At 61.4% G+C, this 22256-nt stretch carries 24 protein-coding genes and 2 tRNA genes; 19 read left to right on the forward strand and 7 right to left on the reverse strand.

What is annotated here, in order from left to right; genetic code table 11:
* The first annotated feature begins 12 nt into the window (after positions 1–12).
* Positions 13–1326 (forward strand): glucose-6-phosphate isomerase, encoded by a 1314-nt coding sequence (locus tag JI721_RS14840; RefSeq protein WP_274455632.1) that lies wholly within the window; start codon positions 13–15, stop codon positions 1324–1326.
* A 4-nt stretch (positions 1327–1330) separates the two neighbouring features.
* Here the strand turns inward: JI721_RS14840 and JI721_RS14845 are convergent, their stop codons facing one another.
* Positions 1331–1957: a cyclase family protein gene (locus tag JI721_RS14845; RefSeq protein WP_274455633.1), complete on the reverse strand. Its 627-nt coding sequence runs from the start codon at positions 1955–1957 to the stop codon at positions 1331–1333.
* A gap of 288 nt (positions 1958–2245) precedes the next feature.
* On the opposite strand from JI721_RS14845, the gene JI721_RS14850 reads away from it, so the two are divergent.
* From JI721_RS14850 to JI721_RS14875, 6 genes are all read left to right on the forward strand, one after another.
* Positions 2246–2713 carry a MarR family winged helix-turn-helix transcriptional regulator gene (locus tag JI721_RS14850; protein ID WP_274455634.1) on the forward strand — a complete coding sequence of 156 codons (468 nt, stop codon included), beginning with the start codon at positions 2246–2248 and terminating at the stop codon, positions 2711–2713.
* Entirely contained in the window at positions 2673–3677 is a 1005-nt protein-coding gene (locus tag JI721_RS14855; RefSeq protein WP_274455635.1) for an NAD(P)-dependent oxidoreductase, read from the forward strand. The genes JI721_RS14850 and JI721_RS14855 overlap by 41 nt, the downstream gene beginning before the upstream one ends.
* Positions 3674–3886 (forward strand): hypothetical protein, encoded by a 213-nt coding sequence (locus tag JI721_RS14860; RefSeq protein ID WP_274455636.1) that lies wholly within the window; start codon positions 3674–3676, stop codon positions 3884–3886. Before JI721_RS14855 ends, JI721_RS14860 begins: the two co-directional genes overlap by 4 nt.
* Before the next feature lie 85 nt (positions 3887–3971).
* On the forward strand, positions 3972–4367 hold the full coding sequence (locus tag JI721_RS14865) for a hypothetical protein (RefSeq protein WP_274455637.1): 396 nt from the start codon (positions 3972–3974) through the stop codon (positions 4365–4367).
* A gap of 28 nt (positions 4368–4395) precedes the next feature.
* Positions 4396–5838 carry an aldehyde dehydrogenase family protein gene (locus JI721_RS14870; RefSeq protein ID WP_274455638.1) on the forward strand — a complete coding sequence of 481 codons (1443 nt, stop codon included), beginning with the start codon at positions 4396–4398 and terminating at the stop codon, positions 5836–5838.
* Positions 5839–5935: 97 nt separating this feature from the next.
* Positions 5936–7078 (forward strand): glycosyltransferase, encoded by a 1143-nt coding sequence (locus JI721_RS14875; RefSeq protein ID WP_274455639.1) that lies wholly within the window; start codon positions 5936–5938, stop codon positions 7076–7078.
* A 147-nt stretch (positions 7079–7225) separates the two neighbouring features.
* Here the strand turns inward: JI721_RS14875 and JI721_RS14880 are convergent, their stop codons facing one another.
* Positions 7226–8584, reverse strand: coding sequence for an LCP family protein (locus JI721_RS14880; RefSeq protein ID WP_274455640.1), 1359 nt, complete (start codon positions 8582–8584; stop codon positions 7226–7228).
* Between the two features lie 280 nt (positions 8585–8864).
* Between JI721_RS14880 and JI721_RS14885 the strand changes: the two genes are divergently transcribed.
* From JI721_RS14885 to JI721_RS14900, 4 genes are all read left to right on the forward strand, one after another.
* Positions 8865–9275, forward strand: a complete 411-nt coding sequence (locus JI721_RS14885; RefSeq protein WP_274455641.1) for a nucleoside triphosphate pyrophosphohydrolase — start codon at positions 8865–8867, stop codon at positions 9273–9275.
* Between the two features lie 384 nt (positions 9276–9659).
* On the forward strand, positions 9660–10517 hold the full coding sequence (locus JI721_RS14890; RefSeq protein ID WP_274455642.1) for a DUF72 domain-containing protein: 858 nt from the start codon (positions 9660–9662) through the stop codon (positions 10515–10517).
* 32 nt (positions 10518–10549) lie between these two features.
* A complete protein-coding gene (locus JI721_RS14895) occupies positions 10550–10774 on the forward strand; it encodes a hypothetical protein (RefSeq protein WP_274455643.1) in 225 nt (74 codons plus the stop codon).
* 30 nt (positions 10775–10804) lie between these two features.
* A complete protein-coding gene (locus JI721_RS14900; protein ID WP_407654039.1) occupies positions 10805–11587 on the forward strand; it encodes an enoyl-CoA hydratase/isomerase family protein in 783 nt (260 codons plus the stop codon).
* A 51-nt stretch (positions 11588–11638) separates the two neighbouring features.
* Here JI721_RS14900 and JI721_RS14905 read toward each other — a convergent pair whose 3' ends face one another.
* Positions 11639–12565 carry an ABC transporter substrate-binding protein gene (locus JI721_RS14905; protein WP_274455645.1) on the reverse strand — a complete coding sequence of 309 codons (927 nt, stop codon included), beginning with the start codon at positions 12563–12565 and terminating at the stop codon, positions 11639–11641.
* A 112-nt stretch (positions 12566–12677) separates the two neighbouring features.
* On the opposite strand from JI721_RS14905, the gene JI721_RS14910 reads away from it, so the two are divergent.
* Positions 12678–12971 (forward strand): hypothetical protein, encoded by a 294-nt coding sequence (locus JI721_RS14910; RefSeq protein WP_274455646.1) that lies wholly within the window; start codon positions 12678–12680, stop codon positions 12969–12971.
* A 129-nt stretch (positions 12972–13100) separates the two neighbouring features.
* Here the strand turns inward: JI721_RS14910 and JI721_RS14915 are convergent, their stop codons facing one another.
* The gene (locus JI721_RS14915; protein ID WP_274455647.1) at positions 13101–13385 is read right to left on the reverse strand and encodes a hypothetical protein; all 285 of its coding nucleotides are present in this window, start codon (positions 13383–13385) and stop codon (positions 13101–13103) included.
* A 212-nt stretch (positions 13386–13597) separates the two neighbouring features.
* Between JI721_RS14915 and cax the strand changes: the two genes are divergently transcribed.
* Positions 13598–14647: a calcium/proton exchanger gene (gene cax / locus JI721_RS14920; protein ID WP_274455648.1), complete on the forward strand. Its 1050-nt coding sequence runs from the start codon at positions 13598–13600 to the stop codon at positions 14645–14647.
* A gap of 71 nt (positions 14648–14718) precedes the next feature.
* The gene (locus tag JI721_RS14925; RefSeq protein ID WP_274455649.1) at positions 14719–15444 is read left to right on the forward strand and encodes a DUF502 domain-containing protein; all 726 of its coding nucleotides are present in this window, start codon (positions 14719–14721) and stop codon (positions 15442–15444) included.
* Between the two features lie 52 nt (positions 15445–15496).
* Here JI721_RS14925 and ilvA read toward each other — a convergent pair whose 3' ends face one another.
* Positions 15497–16735, reverse strand: a complete 1239-nt coding sequence (ilvA, locus tag JI721_RS14930) for a threonine ammonia-lyase (protein ID WP_274455650.1) — start codon at positions 16733–16735, stop codon at positions 15497–15499.
* A 111-nt stretch (positions 16736–16846) separates the two neighbouring features.
* Here ilvA and hisC point away from each other — a divergent pair, with 111 nt between their 5' ends.
* Complete coding sequence (hisC, locus tag JI721_RS14935; RefSeq protein ID WP_274455651.1) at positions 16847–17947, forward strand: histidinol-phosphate transaminase; 1101 nt, start codon at positions 16847–16849, stop codon at positions 17945–17947.
* Positions 17948–18108: 161 nt separating this feature from the next.
* On the opposite strand, the gene lgt is transcribed toward hisC, so the two are convergent.
* On the reverse strand, positions 18109–18984 hold the full coding sequence (gene lgt / locus JI721_RS14940; protein ID WP_274455652.1) for a prolipoprotein diacylglyceryl transferase: 876 nt from the start codon (positions 18982–18984) through the stop codon (positions 18109–18111).
* 140 nt (positions 18985–19124) lie between these two features.
* Here lgt and JI721_RS14945 point away from each other — a divergent pair, with 140 nt between their 5' ends.
* A complete protein-coding gene (locus tag JI721_RS14945; protein ID WP_274455653.1) occupies positions 19125–19868 on the forward strand; it encodes a PspA/IM30 family protein in 744 nt (247 codons plus the stop codon).
* A gap of 49 nt (positions 19869–19917) precedes the next feature.
* Here JI721_RS14945 and JI721_RS14950 read toward each other — a convergent pair whose 3' ends face one another.
* Complete coding sequence (locus JI721_RS14950) at positions 19918–20277, reverse strand: hypothetical protein (protein WP_274455654.1); 360 nt, start codon at positions 20275–20277, stop codon at positions 19918–19920.
* A 156-nt stretch (positions 20278–20433) separates the two neighbouring features.
* Between JI721_RS14950 and gltX the strand changes: the two genes are divergently transcribed.
* The 3 genes from gltX (at position 20434) to JI721_RS14965 (ending at position 22244) form a co-directional block, all read left to right on the forward strand.
* Positions 20434–21969, forward strand: coding sequence for a glutamate--tRNA ligase (gltX, locus tag JI721_RS14955; protein WP_274455655.1), 1536 nt, complete (start codon positions 20434–20436; stop codon positions 21967–21969).
* Positions 21970–22094: 125 nt separating this feature from the next.
* Positions 22095–22168, forward strand: a tRNA-Gln gene (locus tag JI721_RS14960).
* 1 nt (position 22169) lies between these two features.
* Positions 22170–22244: transfer RNA gene (locus JI721_RS14965), tRNA-Glu, on the forward strand.
* Positions 22245–22256 lie beyond the last annotated feature (12 nt).

Below are 22256 nucleotides of genomic sequence, written 5' to 3' on the forward strand. Positions count from 1 at the left end.
GAGGGGACGGTCGTGATTGTGCTTGACCGGACGCATACGACGGGGTTTCTGGACGATGAGGAGTTGACCAGTGCAGCACCGGTTGTGTCGACGCTGCACCAGCACCTGGTGGAGCGGAGGGTGCCTGGCGCAGACTATCTCGGATGGCTGGATTTGGCCTCGCGGACGCTGGCGGCAGGGGTCGCGGACATTGAGGAGGCCGCACAGCGCATCCGCGACCGGGCGGATGCGCTCGTCGTGATCGGCATTGGGGGTTCGTATTTGGGGGCGCGGGCTGGCTGCGAATGGCTCAAACCCGCGTATTACAACCAGCTGCCCAAGGCACAGCGGGGCGGCCCGGAGATTTACTTTTTCGGCAATCACATTTCTGCGGATGCGGCTTCTGATCTGCTCGACGTGCTGCAGGGCAAGCAGGTGTACGTGAATGTGATTTCCAAGTCAGGCACCACCACAGAACCGGCCATCGGGTTTCGCGTGCTGCGTGCATGGATGCAGCAGACCTACGGCGAAGCGGAAACCCGCCAGCGCATCGTGGCGACGACAGACGCCGCGAAAGGCGCGCTGCGCAAACTCGCGGAGGAAGAGGGGTATCAAACCTTCGTCATTCCGGATGATGTCGGCGGCAGGTATTCGGTGTTGACGCCGGTGGGGCTGCTGCCGCTGTCGGTGATTGGGGTGGACGTCCGTGAACTGCTGGAAGGGGCTGCGTGGGCGGAAACGGCGTTTGGCACCGGTGCGCTGGCAGACAACCTCGCCTATCAGTACGCGGTGATGCGCAATGCGCTGTACCGCAAGGGGTTTGTCACGGAGGTGCTGGCACACTTCGAACCGTCGCTTCATTCGTTCGCGGAGTGGTGGAAGCAGCTGTTTGGAGAGAGTGAAGGAAAGAACGGGAAGGGGATTTTCCCCGCGTCTGTCGGGTATACGACCGATTTGCATTCGATGGGCCAGTTTATCCAGGAAGGGTACAGAAATCTGTTCGAGACGTTCGTTCATATCGAGCGCACCCGACGAGTGGTCAGGGTGCCAGCCGCGGAGGTGGACGACGGGCTGGCGTACCTGGCTGGCAAGGAATTGGCCTGGATCAACGACAAGGCGCGGCAGGCAACCGCGCATGCACACGCCGAGGGCGGGGTACCGAATCTGCTGGTGCAGGTGCAGGACCAGTCCGCGCGGTCGCTGGGCGCCTTGTTCTATTTCTTTGAACGAGCCTGTGCCATGAGCGGCTTGCTGATGGGGGTCAACCCATTCAACCAGCCTGGCGTAGAAAACTATAAGCAGAAGATGTTTGCGCTGCTCGGCAAGCCAGGCACGGCACAAGCCTGAGGCGTCAGCGTTTGTCTAAGAGGACCGCGCGAACCGGCGCCGCGTCGGTGCCGATGAGGCGCAGCGGCAGCGCGGCCATCCAGTACTCCCCAGCCGGTACCTCCTGCAGCGCGAGGCCCTCGAGGATGATGACGCCAGCGTCCATCAGAAGCTTGTGGGTCTCGTGTCCCGGCTGGGACCGCTCGATACCCAGCCCGTCGACGCCGACGCCGTCGATGCCCGCCTCGGCAAGATACTTCGCAGCATCCTTGGCAATGAACACAAACGCCGCGTTAAATTGTTGATCAAACGAATTGCTGGTTTTGAACAGGACAAAATCCCCGCGCTGCAAGCCCAAGGGCTCCACGTCTGAGAGGGCAATGTGGTCGACCACATGGGTCATGTCGATGACTTTCACATTGCGCATCAACCGCTGCACGTCGAGGGTTTCGATGGTTGCACCGCCCGGCGTCATGTGCAGCGGCGCGTCGACGTGGGTGCCGGCGTGGGCGTCCATGTGAATCCTGGTTTCATGCGACGTGCCGGAGGAAAAGTCAGCGGTGGTCTCGAACGTGGTTTGCTTCTCCGGTTTGTTCTTGTACACAGGCATGCCTTCGTAAATCGGTAAACTAATATCGTAGAAAACCGCCACAGCGGACAACCTCCTGACACTCCGTGTTTCGTCTCGTCTGCCGTCTCATGCTCTCACAGTATCAATCTTGACGCAAAAACGCCAATCCCAAACCGGTCCTCCGTTGTTGCCGAGCACCCGTTCGACGCAGCGCCGGGGAGCGGCAGCGCGGAACGGACGCGGAGGGGGATTGTATAGAAAAATGTTAAACTGCTAAAATGAATAGAGACATAGAGCGCGGGACCGTCAAGCGGTGCGAACGACGCTGGACGGACCTGAGCGCTCGGCGGCGAAGTCAGGAGTGTAACTATGGAATCGAACGATCCGGTTTCGGTACAAATGCGGCAATTAGACGACTTGATGGCCCGCCTGCAGCGCATGATGGCGCATGATTCGCTGATCAAGCGGTCCAACATGACGGCGAGCCAAATCTTTATCCTGCGCTATCTGGACAAGTGCGAACGTGCCAAGGCGTCCGATATTGCGAAGGTGGCCGGATTGAGCCCAGGGGCTGTGACCCAGGTCTGCGACGAACTGGAGCGCAGCGGGCTGGTGGAGCGGATTCGTTCGCAAGAGGACCGTCGGGTCGTCTATGTGTCCATCACGGCGCAGGGACGCCAACGACTCGATGAGTTCCGGAAAATCCGCAGCGCCCGCATGAAGAAAATCTTTCGCGAGATTGGCGCACATGATACAGGGGAGTTCATTCGCATCGTGGGCCGCTTGGTGGACCTCATTGAACGCGGGGTTGGTGAAGAAGCGGACGACGCCGAATGAGCGAGGACGTGTGGTGCGGGGTGCGGCGCGGCGCTGCATGCAGGTGCCCCGCTGTACCGCGGCAAGGATGTACACGAAACGGGGGCTGAACGTGATGGTGAACGTGGGTTGGATTGGCCTGGGGAAGATGGGCGCGCCGATGGCCCGGAACCTGGCCAAGGCGGGCTATCGTGTCAAGGCGTACAACCGTTCCAACCGCTCGTCGGACATAGGTCCGTGCGAACGGGTGGGTTCGCCTGCGGAGGCGGCGCGGGACGCCGACATGCTGTTCTTGATGCTCTCTGACGCAGACGCGATTCGCACGGTCTTGTTCGATGCGGAGGGGGCAGCGAACGCGTTGAAAAAAGGTGCGCTGATCGTGAACATGAGCACCATTGGCGTGGATGAAACCAAGGCGTTCGCGCTGGAGTTCGCCGGGCGGGGGATTGAGTGGATGGACGCGCCGGTGTCGGGATCGGTACAACCTGCCGAACAGGGCACGCTGGTCGTGCTGGCCGGAGGGTCCGAGGCCGCTTTCAATCGCGCGCATCCGCTGCTTGAGACAATGGCGAAAGACGTCTTTCACATCGGGGACGTGGGGGCCGGGGCAGCCATGAAGCTGTGCGTCAACGCGTTTTTAGGGATGACGCTGCAGGCGGTCTCGGAGTGCATGGCGGTCGCTGATAAAACGGGGATCGGACGAGAACAGTTTCTGAACGTCCTGTCCACGACTTCGACGTGGTCGCCGCTGTTGAGTGCGAAACGGTCTTCCTTTGTGGAAGGCAGCTATCCGGCGTCGTTTTCGTTGAAGCACATGGTCAAGGACTTGGGCTTGATGGCGCACCAGGTGGCCGAGGTCACAGCGACCGCGCCGGCGCTGTTCGCAACCTACGCAACGTTCTTGTCTGCACTGGCGAATGGGTTGGCGGAGGAAGATATGGCGGCCATTGCAGCACACGTTGCGAAACTGGGGGGCAGTGCGTGACCCGGCGGGCTGTGATTCTCGATCGCGATGGCGTGATGCATGACCATCGACACGAGGTCAATTCAAGGCGGCGTCGGCCCCGGCTGCATGACGGAGGAAGCGCTGGCCGCGGTGCGCGCCGCGGTGCGCGAACAGCTGCGGCTGCCAATTTGCTCGAAGCCGCACAGTGGATCGCCAAGGATACATATACTGCACCAGCAGCCCCCTAGACGGCGGCGGATGTGATGCGACGCTGACCGTGATCGGTGAAGACCGTCTGGGCCGGAGCGGGCTGCGGTTGCGGGGGTGGATGGATTGTATCCAGGAGGCGGATGGATCGATGGCGCTGGGGTGCTGTGGCGTGGCCCATGGGCACCGGACGGCCGCGCTGGCTGGGATGTTCAGCCTTGGCTCACGGAGCCTTGGCTGACGTCGTGTGACCCGTGGATGCCGGCGCATACCCCGTGGGGCCCCGAGGGTGCCTGGCACGTCTATCCCTGGTGGCTGCGGTCCGGCGGCGCTGGTTGGCAAGCTGCCCCCTGGCCGGGACCGTGGCACGGTTTTGCCGGGCCCGCAGAGGCGTGGGCAGGTCGGGGGGCATTTTCCCAGAGTTATCCGCATGGCTACCCGTACTTTCCGCTGCCATCCATGCTGGGGTGGTGGTCGGACGCGTGGGCCATGCAGCCCTACCACTCGGTGTGGTGGGGCTGATGTGTACCAGAACTGGAGGAATAGGACAATGCTCGATGGCGCAGCCGAGACGACGTTCGTCGATTTGCAAGACGCGTTCGTGAGAACAGGGTTTGAACGCGAGCTCCTTTGCGTGCGCGGGCAGCTTGGACAAGCCTGCCCGCTGGAAATTGGCGGGGAGCGCATTCTCACAGCGCAGCGCCTGCTCGCGCGGAATCCCTCTGCGAACGAAGAGGTGGTTGCGGAAGTGTCGATGGGCGACGCGCGTCTGCTGGTCCGCGGCCTCGACGCAGCGAAGGCTGCGGCTGCGAACTGGAAGCGCCAATCGTTCACCGACCGGGCACGGTACCTGCTGCGCGCGGCCGCCTTCCTGCGGCAGCGGCAAACGATGCTGTCCGCCTGGATTTGTTTGGGGACGGGGATGACGTGGGCGGAGTCCACGCAGGAAACGCGCCGTGCCGTCGCGTCTCTTGAAGCCTGCGGACAACGCGCGCTCCGTCTGGGCGAGGGTGTGACCGTGACGTACCTTGGGACGGACGATCACGAGCAACGATACATCCCGCTCGGTGTGGGTGTCGTCCTCGCAGATGACCGTCAGTCCTTCGCACAGACGGTCGCACAGGCTGCTGCGGCGATGGCCGCCGGCAACACGGTTGTGCTGATTCCCGCTGTGCAGACGGCTGTGACGGCCAGCAAATGGCTGGAGGTGATGCGTTTGGCTGGGCTGCCGGACGGTGTGCTCAACTTGGTTCCCGCGGCTTCGCTGCATGACGCGGCGGCCGTGGCGAAATCGCACGCGAAGTTCGTACTGCCCCAAGGTTCATCGTGGAAGGATACGGTGGTGGTGGACGAGCAGGCGGCCGTGGAGGAAGCGGCTCAGCAGATTGTACGTGCGGCGTTCGGCTGGGCGGGACAGGCGCCGGGGGCATGCGCCAGGGTCATCGCGCACGAAGCCGTGTACGAAGACCTGACAGACCGTCTGGTCGAATTGACGCAGCAACTGGTGGTTGGCGATGCAGCGGATGCGCGCACGCAGATGGGGCCGCTGGTGGGTGACGCCGCGCGCGAGGCGGCAGCGGTGCACCTCGCGGCGTGTGCACGACAGGGTCGGCTGTTGTACGGCGGACGTTCCGTCGGCGCACAGGGGTGGTTCATGGAACCCGCAATTGTTGGCGATCTCGATGCAAATGCGCAGCCCGTGGCATCGGATGTGCAGGGGCCAGTGCTGCTGCTGACGGAGGCACCGGATTTTGCGGCCGCCGTTGCGATGGCGAACCAGGCGGGCAACGGGCAGGTGGCCTCCGTGTTCAGTGATGAGCGCAGCCATCTGGAGGATGCGATGGAACGGCTGGATGCGCTGCACTTGTTCGTGAACCAAACCTGCAGCCAGCAGATGGCACAGGCGTGGACGGAGTCGGCGTGGGGCGGACCGGACATGCGAACGCTGATGCGCCGCAGAGCAGTTTGGGAGAGGTTGGCGGAGAAACGGTAAGGTTGTCATCTCGAACGGCAGGTTCGGTGGTATAATCGACTGGGAATCCTCCGTGTCGGTTGACTGCCGATACGCGGGTCGTGAGAGGGGTGGCTTGGTGCATTTAGGGATTGTGATTCCGACCTTCAATGAGCGCGAAAACGTGCAAACCATTACAGCGCGCATCGCGGATGCATTGCGCGGTCGGGATCTGACATACGAAATTTGGTTCATCGACGACAGCCGCGATGACACGCCGCAGGTGCTTGAGGCGCTGTCCGCGGCGCATCCGGAGGTCCACTATGTGCATCGCAAGGATGCGCGAGGGCTTGCTACCGCGGTGGTCGAGGGGTTTGCGCGGACTTCGGCGGAGTACCTGGTGGTCATGGATGCGGATTTGCAGCATCCACCGGAGCTGCTGCCGGTGATTGCGGAGCGGCTGGCAGAAGGGATCGACATCGTGATCCCAAGCCGATTTGTCCCGGGCGGGTCGGACGGCGGCCTGAACACTTTCCGGAAACTGGTTTCGTGGACAGCCAGGACCATGGGGCGTGTCGCGATTCGCAGGCTGCGGCACATCTCCGACTGTACGGGCGGGTATTTCGGGCTGCGGCGCAGTGTGCTGGCGGGCGCCGACCTGAGCCCGATTGGCTGGAAGATTCTGATGGAGATTCTCGTCAAGGGCCGGTATCAGACGGTGCACGAAGTGCCTTACCAATTCGTCGACCGAGACGCCGGCGAGTCGAAAATGAGCCTGCGTGAACAGTGGAATTACGTGCGGCATATTGTGCGCCTGGTCTGGAGCAGTCCGGAGGACCGGCGGTTTTACTTGTTCTGTTTTGTCGGGGGCTTGGGGATGGTCGTGAACCTGGCTGTGATGAGCCTGATGATGTACGTGTTCCACTTGCGCGAGGTGCCGTCCTCTGTGATTGCATCGCTGGTCGCGATGGCACACAACTTTCTGTGGAATGACAACATGACCTGGAAGGGTCACGCGCATCCCGTGAAGTGGCGGCGGGCGCTGCAAATTCCGATGTTCATGCTCATTTCAGGGGTCAGCCTGGCCATCACTGCGCTGTTCGTCAAAGGGTTTGTGTGGCTGCACTGGAGTCCGTTGGCGGGGCAGTTGATTGGTATCATCGTGGCGACTCTCTGGAGCTACACGGCGAACAACCGCTGGACCTGGAAGGCACCGAGCGATGCAGACCGCATCGAGTTGCTGCCGAAGATTCGCGTGACGCACGAAGATGTGAAGCCATAGCCAGACGCGGCACCTAAGCAGAACATAGGAAATCGAACGAACATGGGGCGCACTGCGGTGCAGGTGCCCCATTTGTCATTGGATTTGTACGCGTTCATCCCAGGCGCTGGCTGCAACAGGCTGCTGGCGACGATGGGCGATGGGCGATTACTGGCTTGTCCCCGCGTCCGGGGTGACCAGCCAGTTCGCAATGTACCCCGTCTCACCGTCCCCGAACTCCACTTCGTCCCAATCGCCAGATGTCCCCACGACTTGTACCTCCTGCCCCTGCTTGACGGAGGAGAGGATGGCGTAGTTCGTCCCTGGCCCCGAGCGCACGTTCGCGCCGTACACACTGACCGTATACCACGGCGCCGATGATGCGGCCGCTTGCGTCGAGTTGGCTGTTGCTCCTGCCGCTTCGTTGGACGCGGCGGATCCACCGCTGGTCGTCGCGTTCGTCGTCTGACTGGCGCCGCCGGAGGTCGAGTTTGTGGTGCCTGCCGTCGAGTTGGCGGGCGGCGTCCAGTTTTCCGTCACGGAGGGAGCTTGAACGGGGTTGGACTGCACGACGCCATTCTGGAAGAACTGATTTGCGGCCCATACGGCTTCGGCCGGGTTCACAATCCAGTAGCTGGAGTCTCCCGGATAGGATGGATTGTGAAACGATCCCGGCAGGGTTTCGTGAATGATTTTGTACGACTTGAACTGGTTGGCGTCTGAAGCGAGACTCAGCACGTTCACCAGGCTCATGTCGGTGTCGATGGTTCCCCAGAACTCGCGGATGAGGGTGGGAAGTTTCGGGATGTTGGCCGGCTCAAGCAGTTTGTCTGCCAAGGCCGTCAAAAATTCCTGCTGACGTTCCGTCCGCCCGATGTCACCGAGTGGGTCCTCCCGGAAACGGACAAAACCGAGCGCCTGAACGCCATTGAGTGTCTGTACGCCCGGTTTCAGGTTGATGATGTTCCACTGTTTGTCGCCGGTGTTGTAATACATCCGTTCTGGCACATCGACCGTGATGCCGCCCAGCGTGTTGATGATGTCCACCAAGCCGCCGAAGTGGGTGAGGGCGTAGTGGTCAATCGGCTGGTGGATTAGACCGTACACCATGTTGATGGTCATTTGGGGTCCGCCGAGGTCGAGTGCTTCATTGATTTTCCCAACAGAACCGTCGGGAAACTGCACTTTCGTATCGCGCGGGATGGACAGCAATTCAATCCGTTTGTGCTTGGGGTCAATGCTGCACAATATGAGGACATCTGTATTGCCGCCCGTTTGTCCCGGGCGCGTGTCCGTACCAATCAACAGGATATTGGTGCGCTCCTGGTCGTCGGCAGTCTTTTTCATCGTAACGGGTTTTACGCTGTATTTTGAGGTTGCCGAGGACAGCGGCCGCGTCATGTAGTAATACGCTGCGCCCGCGCCGCCGAGAACGACTACGCAAACGGCGGACCACAGGAAGAACTTGCGCGGCCTCCGCCTTGATGGATTCTCCCGCTTGTCCTTTTGGCGGTGTCGACCTGCCATGAAATCCGTTCTCCCCTTTTGTGCGTTCCGAGCGCATCCACAGACCCGGTTTGATTTTCAATAGTATGGGCGGTTCTTGTCGAGTTATGTCTATTTTACACAGATTCTATCATTCTGAAAAGATGGGCACGCTCCCACCTGCAACTGTCATAGAGGTGTTGGAGGATTCTGAAAGACCACTTGCGGTTTTGTCCATCGTATCGCACAATATTCTTTACATATTAAAAAGTGTGAGATCGAACGGGGTAGGCGTGGATCGCGTTCCATGGGGGTTGCGAACATGGATTTTGATCCGATGAACAGAAATGGGGATGGACCTGGCCGGCCGAAGTCGCCCGTGACCAGCTATCACCGCTTGGTGCGGGACCGGATTCCGGAGATTATCGAGTCAATGGGAAACATCGCGATCTGGCGCGAACTGGACGGCGACGCGTTTGCCCAGGCGCTGCTGGACACGGTCGTGCGCGCCAGTGAGCAATTTGCCGGCACCGAAAGTCTCGAGTCGCTGGCGGATGTGCTGGAGTGTATCGATGCGTGGCTGGACGTACGCGGGCTGACGATGGAGGATGTGTCCCGTGCGCGGGCCGAGCGGCGCAAGCGCTGCGGCGGGTACGAACGGCGCCGGTTCCTGGAACAAGTCGCACACGGCGCGGACAATGAGCATTGGCGGTACAAGGACCGGAGCTGCTGAGCGCAATGAAAAGCCACGGGGCTGCAATCCCGTGGCTTTTCAGGCAGCGCCGCTATTCGTGGTGGCCTGTCCAGGGCAAGTTCAGGATTTCATTGCACTGGATACAAATGTACCGGTACTGTTCTCTCACCGTTCGTGCCGGCAGCGGTAGATCGTCACGAATCACGACGCTCGAGTCCAATTCAACGATATGCTCTTCGCGAAATTTGGTTCCGCCGCACTTTGGACATTGAATTTCATGAACAGCTGATGCCATCGGCGTTTCCCCTCTTTCTGCTGATGCCGAAGATACGAGTGCGATCTGCCTCATTATACAGAAGCACGGCGGACAACGACAACCGCGCGGGTCCAGAATGTTATAATGCAAGGTGTAGGAGGCGTGCCATGGTTGTACGTGTGGGCACTTGCGCGTGGGCAGACCATGAGGACTTTTATCCGCGGTCGGTTAAGCCGGAGGAGCGGCTGGCGTTCTACGCGCGGTATTTCTCGGTGGTCGAAGTCGACAGCACGTACTATCGGATTCCGGCGCCGCGCACGGTTGAACATTGGGCCGAGATCACACCGGACGGTTTTGTGTTTGATGTGAAGGCGCACCGCACGCTCACCTTTCACGACCGGGGCCGGGTGGATGAGGACACGCGCTGCCGCGATGCGGCCTTGTTTGAAGCGGCCGTGGCCCCGCTCGCAGCCGCAGGCAAGCTGGGCTTGCTGGTGTTTCAGTATCCGCCCTGGTTTGTTGCCTCGGAGGCAAACCAGCGCCGCGTGGAATCCATGCGGGAGCGGTACCGTGACTTTGTGGTTGCGGTAGAATTCCGAAACCGCTCGTGGTGGCAAGGTCCGCGGGCGGATGCAAGTGAACGCTGGCTCAGGTCGCTGGGACTGGTAAATGTGGTCTGTGACGAGCCGCAAGCGGGATTTGGCAGCATTCCCTTTGTGCCGGCTGTCACGAATCGCTTGGGCGTGGTGTTTCGCCTGCACGGTCGCAACGAGTCCACCTGGTATCAGAAGGGGTTGACTTCATCGGCACAGCGGTTCGACTACTTGTACACGCCGCAGGAGCTGCAGGCGTTTGTCCCAGTGGTGCAACGCTTTGCGGATGAGGCCTCTGAGGTACATATCTTGATGAACAACAATCAAGGCGACTATGCCGTCCGCAACGCGCTGGACTGGACTCGCCTGTTGTCGCTGCCGGTCCCAGGCGATGTCACGGACCTGCCGGGACAGCAAATCCGGTTGTTCTGACAGGAACAATGTTGAAAGAACGGAGGCTCCGCATGAATCAGGTATTGCCGGACTGGATGTTTGCGGCTTGCGCCATTGGCGTGTATGAGCTGTGCAACCTCATTGCGACGCACTTTCATACACCGCGCGTCCGCTGGCTGGGTGTGGCGCTGGCGTTGCTGAGTCTGGCGGTGGTCGGGGTGCGCTACCTGATTCGCTATCTTCGCCGCGACAAAAACCCAGCCCCGCCGGATCCGGATGAGTGGAAGCACTATTGAACACCTGCACATCGAAATGACGAGAGGGAGATGACCATGGGAGAGGTACGGATTGAGCGCGAACAGGAAATCGCGGTATTGACGCTGGATAATCCACCGATGAACGTGTTGAGCCTGGATATGAGCCGCCAGATTCTGGAGGCCGTGCAAGAACTCGAACACGACCGGTCGGTCGTCGCCGTGGTGCTCACCGGCGCGGGAGACCGAGCCTTCATGGCTGGTGCGGACATTAAGGAATTCACCGGATTCATCGCGGACAAGAAGGCGGGCTCGGCAGCGGAGGCGTTCGACGAAACGATGCAACGCCTCCATCACTTGAGCAAGCCAACGGTCGCGGCGCTGAACGGCTGGACCCTGGGCGGTGGATGTGAGCTTGCTCTGGCCTGTGATTTTCGCATCGCGGAGGAGCAGATTATGCTCGGATTCCCGGAAGTCAAGCTGGGGCTCTTTCCCGGCGCCGGGGGAACGCAGCGGCTGCCGCGGCTGATTGGCGAGTCTCGGGCCAAGCAGCTGATTCTCACGGGCGAGCCCATCCCGGCCGCGGAAGCGGAGCGGATTGGCCTCGTCAACCGCGTGGTACCCAAAGGTCAGGCGCTGGCGGAAGCCAAACAGTTTGCAGCCATCTTCCGGGAGCGCAGCCAGGTGTCGATTGGACTCGCCAAACGCGCCATTGACGAGGGGCTGGACGTGACCTTGGACGAAGGTTTGAAGATGGAAGCGCGTCTGTTCGGCGAAGTGTTTGAGGCCGAGGACGTCGCGGAAGGCGTACAGGCGTTTCTGGAGAAGCGGGCGCCCAAGTTTCAGCATCGATAAACAGATGGGCGAGCGATTGCTGAATGCGTGAGCGAGCGGAGACGGGGAGGTTCAGCCCCGTCTCTTTTGTGTACGGGGCATGGACGGGGGTGGGGTCTGACCGCCAAGCCAGGTGCCGTCCGCGGTCCGCATGGGTCCATACGCCTCGGGGCGAGCCAATCCTGCCCGCTGTGCCGCGTCAGGGTGAAGCAGGCCGACCAGCTGCTCCAGTCCGTCCAGTAATCGCGGTGACGGGCGGCAGAACAACCCTTCTGACAAAATGAACAATTGTGCGGTTTGAAACGCGGGGGTCTGCTGCCAGGCACCGCGTCTTGTTTTGATTTTCGCGAGCGGCACTTTGTGCTGCGGGATGCCCGTCCAGACGGCGAGGAACACGTCCGGGTTCGCGGCACAAACCCGCTCTCCCGTTTCGTCGCGCACCTGCGGACCGGGTTGGTCTTCGAAGATGTTTCGAGCGCCAGCCAGCGCGCTGACTTCCGTGAGCCAGTTGTCGCGGCCAGGGGAAAAGACAGGCTGCGGCCACCACTCCCAGTACAGGCCGGGTCGGTGTGCAACCGACGCGGTCGCTTTGGCGACGCGGTCGAGCCGCCGCTCAAAGTCGTCCACGAACTGTGGGATGCGGAGGGTTTGCCGCAGGGAGGTTGGCAAGGCTTGCGCAATCGTGTTGGCGTCCGCAACAATGTCCTCGATTCGCGCCGGCGAGAGCGTCACCTGTGCGAGTCCGGCGTCTTCCACCGCCTGGACGACGCGTTCCATGCCTGGCACCGTCAGCGAGGAGACCACCAAGTCTGGCTGCAGCGCCGCCAACTGCGCAATGTCAATCGAAAGGTCCGGACCCAGCTTCGGCAGGGGCCCGACGACGTCGGGTGGAAAGTCTGAGTAACTGTCCGTTGCAATGATCGCGTCGGCCAGCCCCAGAGCGCACAAGAGTTCCGTGTTGCTCGGGCACAGGGACGCAATGCGAAACGACGACTGCATAAGCGGCTCTATCCTTCCACAGAAGATTTACGGTAAGATGGTAACCATAGAAAGTTTCTGAACGATATATCACCTGGTCACGACTGCATTTTAATGTATGGGAGTGCTGTCGGTGGGCAATCATGCGGGTGCAATTCTGACATTTTGGTTTATGGTCTCCCTCTTGGCGCTGATCAGCAGCTTTGGGGTCGGTACAGCGCTGAACATGTTGTTCCGCCGGTGGTGGCTGTCCCTGGTGCTGTACCTCGCCTTCACGGTGTATCTGCTCATCGCCGCGGCGCGGCACATGGTGGTCGCAGAGTGGGTCGTCTACGTGGTGGGCTGGCTGGGCGTTGTGTTGTCTGTGGTCGTCGTCCGCTCGCTCAAGCGAAACGGGTATCCATTGTTCACGAACGGACCGCGGTAACCCGGTGTCGTGCGCTGTCATTCAAGCCGCATCCATCGCCAAGGGGTCGTTGCGCACGTGATGTGCGACGCAGGGACCCCTTTTGACGCGCTTTGCGCAGGATTGGAACGGGTTTCTGGTCGGCCGCGGTCACGAAGAGGCGCGCAGGAGCGCCGTCATTTGATCGGCAAACGCAGCAGACAGCCGGGCGTACAACGAAACCCGGGACTGTTCGATCACGCCTGCAGGGGATACCAGGTACAGGAGAGTGGTTACAATCTTGTATGGGCGTCCGCAGGCTTGTGCTCTTTCTTGGTCAAAACCGCCATGCAGGCGAAACTCGTCTTCCGGGCATTCCATCAGGCCCAGAATATTATCCAGCGCAATCCGGTATGTGCGCTGGCTTCGCTGCAGGATAAATTCTTCGGTGGTCAACTGATAGCGGATTCCCGCGCGGATTTCGCTGCGCTTGAGCTCTCCTCGCAGGACCTGTACCTTATGAAAGTGAGTCAGAAGCGATCACCCTTTCCGCCACATTATACCGGCTGGTGAAAAAGGGGTAAAGCGATCGCGGCGCCGCACTGCAGCTGGCGTCCTCGGGCGCGGCCGGCGTGGACGGCAGACTTTTGCGGATTGGAGATGAGATATTGAATCGTTGGCTGTGGCCCCTCACCGGTGTGTTTGTCCTGGCGAGTGCCTACGCAAAGTGGCAGCATCTTCCTGAACTCGTGTTGTTTCTCTTGTCCTGTGCCGCCATCATTCCACTCGCGGGGCTGATGGGCCGCTCAACGGAATCCATCGCGGCGCGCGTCGGACCCAGAATTGGCGGTCTGCTGTCCGCGACGTTCGGAAATGCAGTAGAATTAATTATCGGCATCTTCGCCTTAAAAAGCGGCTACATCACGTTGGTGAAGGCGTCCATCACCGGGTCCATCCTCGGCAACCTGCTGTTTGTGCTGGGCCTCAGCTTCTTTGTCGGCGGCATCCGGCATCCGGTGCAGCGCTTTAACACCAGTGCCGCGCGCAGTAATGCGGGCATGCTGCTGCTGGGGGTCGGGGTTGCGTACATCGTACCCGCCATTTTCGCCGGCAGCGCACCCGGGCAAAGTCTGGCGCTGTCCGGCACAACCGCTGTGATTCTCTTCTTGGTCTATGGCGCAGGGCTGTTTTTCAGCCTCTTCACCCACGCGGACTTGTTCCAGTACATCACCACAGAAGAGGCGAAGGAAGGCCATTGGCGCTTCCGTTCCGCTGTGATTGTGTTATGTGTTGCGACGGTGCTGGTGGGCGTGGAAAGTGACTGGCTGGTCGACGGCGTGCGCGCGGTCGGACAGAATTTAGGGTGGAGTGAAATGTTCATTGGTGTCATCGTCGTGGCGGTCATCGGCAATGCCGCTGAGCACGCGTCTGCGGTGTGGATGGCCTGGAAGGACCGGATGGACCTCTCCCTCGAGATTGCCGTGGGCAGTTCGCTGCAAGTCGCCATGTTTGTCGCGCCAGTGCTGTTCTTCGCCAGCTGCCTGATGGGGCATGCGATGCCCTTGTTGTTCAGCTGGCCCGAACTCGCCAGCATGGGGGCGGCCGTGCTGCTCGTCATTATCTTGATGATCGACGGCGAATCCAATTGGCTGGAAGGGGCGATGGCGGTTGGCGCATACATCGTGATGGCCGTTGGCTTTTATACGCTGCGCGGATAGCGGCGCCTGGGGAAGCGGGAACGTGGACGCAAGCGTCCTGACAATACACCAGCAGGTGAGAGGTGACATCCATGCGGATCTTTCGGGAAATCGCCAAGCACTTTGGGATCGGCCTGGTCACGATTCTGCCGTTTGCGCTCGTGATCTGGGTGTTGGTCACCATTTTCCAGTTGGTGGACGGACTGTTTGGGCCCTGGGTGGACCACTGGTTCGGCACGGACGTGCCGGGCGTCGGCTTTGTCCTCGTGCTGATTGGGACGACGCTGGTCGGCGCGCTCACCAAGTTTTATGTCAGTCACCAAGTCCTGCAGCTGATGGATGGCATGTTCCGGCGGATCCCGTTTGTGAAATCGTTGTACGTGACCTTCAAGGAGCTTGTCCAAAGTCTGCTGGGTGGAAAAAAGCGCGGGTTTCGACGCGCGGTGCTGGTGAACTGGCCGGATGAGCGTGCGCAGGTCGTGGGTCTTGTCACAAACGAGGAACTGCCTTCGCACATGGATCCAACCGGAGAGCGCGTCGCGGTCTATTTGCCCAACACGTTTCAGTTCGCCGGGATCACGGTGCTGGTCGAGCGCTCGCGCATCTCGCCGTGCGACTTAACGGTGGAAGAGGCCTTCAAGTTTGCCATTTCGGGCGGCTTAACCAACGTTCATGGGGAAAGCGGCGGCGAAGTCCCGGAAAAACAGCCGGCGGCAGGGTCACATCCGGATGCGGTCACTGCTTCGTTGTCTGAGCCGGCGGAGGTCCCTTCGAACGACCCGGTGGACGACTTCTGCACGACCGATGCGTCCGTTTGAGCACTGGACGATCGGGTGTGATCACAAATGCGGCAGCCCGCCGCCCCACCGGTCAGGGTGCGGCGTCGGCAGGCTGGTATGCGTACCCTCTCTCCTGAAGCGCGCGGAAGATTGACGCGATGTGTGCCTTGTCCCGGGTCTCCAGGTTAATTTGGACCCTCGTTTGGCCAAATGCGATTCCGACGCCAAGCCGGTCGTGCTGGATGGTGACGACGTTGGCGCCGAGGTCGGCGAGCACGTCCAGGAGTCCGCGCAGCGCCCCAGGCTGGTCCGGCAGCGTGAGCGTCAACTGCAGATACCGTCCCGCCTCCGCCAGGCCGTGTTCGATGATTTTCGAGAGAACGGTGACATCCACGTTCCCGCCGGATAACAGCACAACCACCTGGCCAAGGTCCGCCGGGACCTTCCGGTAAATGACCGCCGCGAGGGCTGCAGCGGCGGCGCCCTCCGCCACCAGCTTACTGCGCTCCATCAGGAACACCATGGAGCGGGCAATCTCCTCTTCTTCCACGGTGATGACATCGTCCACATACTGCTGTGCAAGGGCAAAGGTTAGTGTGCCGGGACGGCGCACGGCGATGCCGTCGGCGATGGTGGACGCCGAAGCCACCGTTGTGACCTCGCCTGCGTCGAGCGATGCGCGGAAGCCAGCGGCCGCCGCGGCCTGCACCCCGATGACCCGAATCTCCGGACGCAAGGTTTTCAGCGCCAGCGCCATGCCGGCCGCCAATCCGCCCCCACCCATGGGGACAATCACAGTGTTTGCAGTCGGAAGCTGCTCCAGGATTTCGACGCCGAGCGTCCCCTGACCCGCGATGATTTGCGGATCGTCAAAGGCGTGCACATAGGTATACCCGTGCGCTTGCTGCAGGGACACGGCATGGGCGTAGGCGTCGTCGTACGTGGCACCCTGGAGTACGACTTGCGCCCCATAGCGCTGCGTGGCCGCGATTTTGGCGAGACTGGCGTGTTCGGGCATGACGATGGTACAGGTGGTACCAAGGGCTCGCGCCGCATAGGCGACGCCTTGGGCGTGGTTGCCGGCGGATGCCGCGATGACGCCGTGCCGGCGTTCCTCGTCAGAGAGCGCCGCGAGTTTGTTATAGGCGCCGCGAATTTTGAACGACCCCGTTTTCTGGAGGTTTTCAAGTTTCAGGTACACTTCGTTTCCCGACAGGTCGGAATAGGTCTTTGAAAAATCAAGCGGGGTGGTCTGAATCACACCCTGCAGGCGTTTGCGTGCTTCCAAAATGTCGTCAAACGCTGGGATGGCGGGAGGATGGGCTGGCATGGGCAATCCCTCTTTCCGAGGTGGTCTCTCGCCCCTTTCAGGGCCGCAAAGTGTGTTACAATCAAGCTATATTGTAGCAGACAAACAGGTCGGGGAGAGCAGGAGGGCATTATGCTGAGCATTGCAGAACGCGTTCGGCGCGGGCTTGACCAAATTCAGCCGTATGTTCCGGGCATTACGGATGATGAAATCCGCAAGATGTATGGTCTGCGCCGCATCGTCAAGCTGAATTCGAATGAGAACGCACTCGGTCCGTCGCCGAAGGCACTGGAAGCGATTCGCGCGGAGCTGGAGACGCTGCACTTGTACCCGGACGGCGGGAGCGGCCGCCTGCGTGAGGCCGTGGCGGCGTTTCATCAGGTGTCGGCCGACCACGTCATCGCGGGGAACGGGTCTGACAACCTGATCAAACTTTTGTCAGAGACGTTTCTGCAGCCGGGTGATGAGGTCGTCGTTCCGTTCCCGTCGTTTTCGCAGTATAACTTTGGGGCGCAGGTGATGCAGGCAGACATCGTGAGTGTGCCGCTTCGGCCTGACTTCACCTACGACGTGGAGGCGCTTGCAGGTGCAGTCACGGCGCGAACCAAGCTGGTGTACGCCTGCTCGCCGAACAATCCGACGGGCACGATTCTGAAGGCCGATGAGGCCAAGTGGCTGCTCGACCACCTGCCTGAGCACGTCATGCTGCTGTTGGACTTGGCCTACAATGACTACACCGAGCGGCCCGATCGCGTTCGGGAGACCGCGGACCTGCTGCAGGACCCGCGGGTTGTGTGCCTGCACACCTTCTCGAAACTGTACGGTTTGGCGGGGCTGCGCATCGGCTACGCGCTCGCGCACCCGGACGTCTGGAACTATGTCCATCGGCTGCGTGAACCCTTCAATGTCAACCGGCTCGCGCAGCGCGCGGCTGCGGCTGCGCTGCAGGACGAAGCGCACCGCCAGGCGTCCGTGAAACACGCGGCCGCATGCCGGGCGTTCTACCTGGAACGTACCGCCGAGATCGGCCTGGAAGCGATTGCGCCGGAGGGCAACTTTATTCTCGTGAAGACCGGGGACGGCCGCAAGACCGTGCAGGAGCTGATGAAGCTGGGGGTCATGGTGCGCGCCGGGTTCGCGGGGCTGGATGAATACGTCCGCATCACCTACGGTCTGGAAGAAGACAATGAGGCGTGCATCGAGGCGCTTGCGCAGGTCAAGGGCGCATTGTGATGGATGTGTAAAGGGATGTGTAAAGCGCGGGTCAGGCCGCGCACCTGCACGGGAAGAGGAAAAAAGGGGCTGCTGCACCGTGCGTTGCACGGAGGCACAGCCCCTTCCGAGTTGAACAGGCCTTGAACGGAAGCCGCCTCGTGTTTGCGGCGTGTGGACGGTCAGGGACGGTCGGCAGGGTCCGTGTCGGACGGCAGGACGGGTGTTACGCCGTCCGTTTCGCCCTCGGACGCACCGCCGCCCGTCGCGCCATCGCCGTTGCGGCGTTTGCGGTCGCGCACAAACAGGTAAATGGTGATGATCACGCCGGCCACCACCACTGGTGCCGAGGTCCACTGCGCCGCATCCCAGTTGAGCGCAAACCGCGGGGAGTCGCCGCGCAGCATCTCCAGACAGAAGCGGACCGCGTTATAGGCCACGACGTAGTACATGAACAGGAATCCGCTAGGCCAGCGGCGCTGCTTGAGAATCAGCAGCAACCCGAAGAGGATGACATCCGCCTGGCCTTCCCAGACCTCCGCGGGCCACAGGGGCTGATTGCCGAACGTCGCGTGCGCCAGGGTCCCTGGCGGGTACAGCAGTCCGAAATCCTGGTGCGTGGGGTCGCCAAAGGCGTCTCCGTTCATGAGGTTGGCGTCGCGGCCGATACTCTGCGCGAGCAGCAGACCCGGGGCGGTGATGTCAGCAAACGACCAAAAGTTGATGCCGTGCCGCCAGAGGTAGTAGATGCTCACGACGAGTGCGCCGGCGATGCCGCCCTGAATGGAGAGGCCGCCGTGCCAAATCATCGGGATCTGCCCTGGGTTCTTGGAATAATAGGGCCAGTCAAAAAAGAACACCTGCCAGAACCGGGAGCCGACCAGCCCGCCAATCAAGAGCCACGGCGCCATGTTCCAGAGGTGCGGTATGTATGCACGCTTCCCATCCGCTTTGGCAAAATACAGGGTTACGCCCAGGCCAATCAGAAATGCGGCGGCAAAAATGGTACTATAGGCCCGCACGGGAAAATTTCCAATCCAAAACCAATATTGATGCACTGAATCACCCGCCTCCTTGGCATCCTGTCCAAACACGGCACAGGCCGCCTTGGACAATCCGAAAGTACGCCGCCTATTATAACATGCTTGCCACTGGGCGTGCTTTCCATCGTCAAGCGTCGTGAACAGGGAGGGTTGGTATGGACTGGCTGCGCAGGATTCGACAATCGATCGATCACGGCGGAAAGCCGGAGGACCCGCAGCGTGTGGCAGACGCGCTGCTGCGCGATTTGGCCGACCAGTTGTCTGCGGCCGAGGCCGCGCTGGCGAACCAACTGGCCACAGTCGCCGACTTGCGCGAGCGGGCGCGGCAAGCCAATGAGCTTGCGGCAAAGCGCAAGGTGCAGGCGGTGGCTGCGATGAATGAGGGGCAGGAGGACTTGGCGCGCAAAGCGCTGGCGGAGCGGCTGGCGTGCGAGCAACGGGCGCGCGAGGCCGAGCGGCTGGCCGACGAGGCAGAGGACGTCAGCCGCCAGTTGCACAGTCATATCGAGGCCCTGCGCCTGGAGCAGCTCAAACTGCAAGCCGAACGTGACGGACTGGTCGCGCGCGGCGGGGTTGCGGTGCTGGACCGGAAGCTCGCCGATGTGAAGAGCGGACTGGATGCACGGGCGCGCAGTTTCGAGGCCCTGGCAGACCGGACGGCCCGCCTCGAAGCCGAAGCGGCCGCACACCGGGAAGTGGCGGAACGCGCGTGGACGGCGGCGCAAACGCCGTCCGCACCGCCAGATGCGGGAGAGGCGCCGCGATGGAGCCGGGGCACGACGCCAACGCAGGCACCCAGCGCCGAACCAGGCACGCCGGGTCACCCGGCCAGCGGCCAGGACCTGGACGCGCAGCTGGAAGCGCTGCGCAGGCAGCTCGGCAAAGAGACGGACGCGTAGGGGGCCTGACGGCAGCGGTCCGCTGTAGCTGAACAGGGTTCGTTCTCTGTTAGTTCTGTCCTTCCTCGGTCCCTCGCGGGGCATTGTGCGACGGCTCGTGGAGGGGAATGGTGCGGTTCGAGTCGACAGGGTTCTGGTCACGATGCGCGGAGACAGACCGCTGCCCGGGACGCCACGGTGTCGATTTTCCGAGCGGCGGGCTGGTTGCGGCACCGACCGGGCCTTCCGGAAACTCTTCCAGCATCAGGTCGTGTTGCTGCTTGATGACGGTGGACAGCTCCGGTGATTGACCGTCTTCATTGCCAATCGGGCCCGGGTCGTACGAGCCGGAATTGCTGCTGGCGATGGGAAAAGGACTTGGCGGCTGCCGCGAATCCTTGTTGCTGCGAATCTCTGTTGGTTTTGGCATTTGCAATCACCTCATGGTTTATCGTTTCATTAGAGCAGGAAAAGTATCCGACGCGATGCGCTGCGCTGCATGCGTCTGAACCGGCCGCTGGCTGGAACCGCATGTCTTGGTGGACATCGCGAGTCACGACAATGGCTAGAAAGGACTCTGACCACGATGCAGCAACGTGACGAACACATCGAAGAGCGCCCTGTACGCGTGCGATTCGCACCCAGTCCGACGGGGGCGCTCCATATTGGCGGCGCACGGACCGCCTATTTCAACTGGCTGTTTGCGAGACAGCGGGGGGGTGTCTTTGTCCTCCGCATTGATGACACGGACCGCTCCCGGTCGACGGAAGCTTCGTATCAACAAATTTTGGAGAGTTTTCGCTGGCTTGGGCTAGATTGGGATGAAGGGCCGGACATTGGCGGACCGTACGGGCCGTACCGGCAATCCATGCGGCAGTCCATCTACGAAGAAGCGCTGGAACGGCTGAAGAAAACAGGCCAGGTCTATCCATGCTTCTGCACGCCGGAGGAATTGGCCGCCGAGCGCGAAGCGGCACAGAAGGCAGGCAAGGCGCCCCGGTATTCCGGACGGTGCCGGCACTTGTCAGAGGCGGACCGCGCAGCACGCATTGCGAGCGGCGCGCCGCATACCTACCGGCTTCACGGACCTGAAACTGGCGAGGTTGTGGTCCACGACCTGATTCGCGGCGATGTCTCGTTTGCGGCCGAGGAAGTCGACGACTTTATTATTTGGAAGGCCGACGGCACGCCGACGTACCACTTTGCGAGCTGTGTGGACGACGGTTTGATGCAGATCTCGCACATCATTCGCGCAGAGGAGCACTTGTCGAACACCCCACGTCACATCGTGTTGTTCGAGGCGCTTGGCTTCGACATCCCCGTGTTCGCGCACGTGCCCATGATCCTCGCGCCCGACCGGAGCAAGTTGAGCAAGCGCCACGGCGCCACCAGTGTCGAGGAGTACCGCCAGGCGGGCATCTTGCCGGAGGCCCTCATCAACTATTTGTTGCTGCTCGGGTTCTCTCCCGGAGACGACGAGGAAGTGCTCAGCCGGGAGGAAGCGATCGATCGGTTCGTGCTCGAACGCGTATCGAAGCATGCCGCCGTGTACGACGTCAAGAAGCTGGAGTGGCTCAACGCGCATTATTTGCACGAGATGTCCCCGGACAAGCTGCTGGCGCTGGTGTGGGATGCATTGGCCGAGCGCGGGTGGGTGCAGCCAGAGGAGGGACGGGAGCGCTTAGCGTGGGTCCGTACAGCACTGCAGGCGGCACAGAGCCGGGCGCGAAATGTCCGCGATGTGTCAGATGGCCTGTCCTTTTACTTTCGCCCGCCCGTGACCTACGACGCCAAGGGGGTCAAGAAACACTTTGCCTCGGTGGCGGTCGCGGACCGGCTGGAACGCGCGGCCGACGCGCTCGAGGCCGTCAAGCCCTTCCTGCTGGCGCGGGTAGAGGAAACATATCGTGATTTGGCCGCGGCATGGAACATCAAGAGCGGGGAATTGATTCACCCGACGCGGCTGGCGATTTCCGGGGTCACGGTAGGACCGGGGCTGTTCGACATCATGGCAATTCTTGGCCGGGAGGAGTGCCAGGCGCGGATGCGCAGGGCGGCACAGGCGATTCGTGCGGGTGCGGTGCCCATCACGCCCGCAGAAGGCGCAAACGCCAACGGTTGACGCTCCTTGCGGGGCGGCTCGACCCGTGTGACGCGATTGGATTCTGCGATCTCTCTGCAAGATCGTAGAAAGTCTGTTGACAAGACCTTTGCCCGCCTGTATAATCGTCAATTGTCGGCGGGCAATGCCGGATGGTGTAATGGTAGCACGACTGACTCTGGATCAGTTAGTCTAGGTTCGAGTCCTAGTCCGGCAGCCACGGCCCTATCGTCTAATGGTTAGGACGCCGCCCTCTCACGGCGGTAATCGGGGTTCGAATCCCCGTAGGGTCACCACAGGAACTTTGG

It is taken from the genome of Alicyclobacillus cycloheptanicus (assembly GCF_028751525.1).
Classification (GTDB): domain Bacteria; phylum Bacillota; class Bacilli; order Alicyclobacillales; family Alicyclobacillaceae; genus Alicyclobacillus_L; species Alicyclobacillus_L cycloheptanicus.

Coding starts and splice junctions, on each gene's coding strand:
- JI721_RS14850 (WP_274455634.1), top strand. CDS start 2,246: ATGGAATCGAACGATCCGGTTTCGGTACAAATGCGGCAATTAGACGAC.
- JI721_RS14870 (WP_274455638.1), top strand. CDS start 4,396: ATGCTCGATGGCGCAGCCGAGACGACGTTCGTCGATTTGCAAGACGCG.
- JI721_RS14880 (WP_274455640.1), bottom strand. CDS start 8,584: ATGGCAGGTCGACACCGCCAAAAGGACAAGCGGGAGAATCCATCAAGG.
- JI721_RS14885 (WP_274455641.1), top strand. CDS start 8,865: ATGGATTTTGATCCGATGAACAGAAATGGGGATGGACCTGGCCGGCCG.
- JI721_RS14890 (WP_274455642.1), top strand. CDS start 9,660: ATGGTTGTACGTGTGGGCACTTGCGCGTGGGCAGACCATGAGGACTTT.
- JI721_RS14895 (WP_274455643.1), top strand. CDS start 10,550: ATGAATCAGGTATTGCCGGACTGGATGTTTGCGGCTTGCGCCATTGGC.
- JI721_RS14900 (WP_407654039.1), top strand. CDS start 10,805: ATGACCATGGGAGAGGTACGGATTGAGCGCGAACAGGAAATCGCGGTA.
- JI721_RS14905 (WP_274455645.1), bottom strand. CDS start 12,565: ATGCAGTCGTCGTTTCGCATTGCGTCCCTGTGCCCGAGCAACACGGAA.
- JI721_RS14925 (WP_274455649.1), top strand. CDS start 14,719: ATGCGGATCTTTCGGGAAATCGCCAAGCACTTTGGGATCGGCCTGGTC.
- ilvA (WP_274455650.1), bottom strand. CDS start 16,735: ATGCCAGCCCATCCTCCCGCCATCCCAGCGTTTGACGACATTTTGGAA.
- hisC (WP_274455651.1), top strand. CDS start 16,847: ATGCTGAGCATTGCAGAACGCGTTCGGCGCGGGCTTGACCAAATTCAG.
- JI721_RS14945 (WP_274455653.1), top strand. CDS start 19,125: ATGGACTGGCTGCGCAGGATTCGACAATCGATCGATCACGGCGGAAAG.
- JI721_RS14950 (WP_274455654.1), bottom strand. CDS start 20,277: ATGCCAAAACCAACAGAGATTCGCAGCAACAAGGATTCGCGGCAGCCG.
- gltX (WP_274455655.1), top strand. CDS start 20,434: ATGCAGCAACGTGACGAACACATCGAAGAGCGCCCTGTACGCGTGCGA.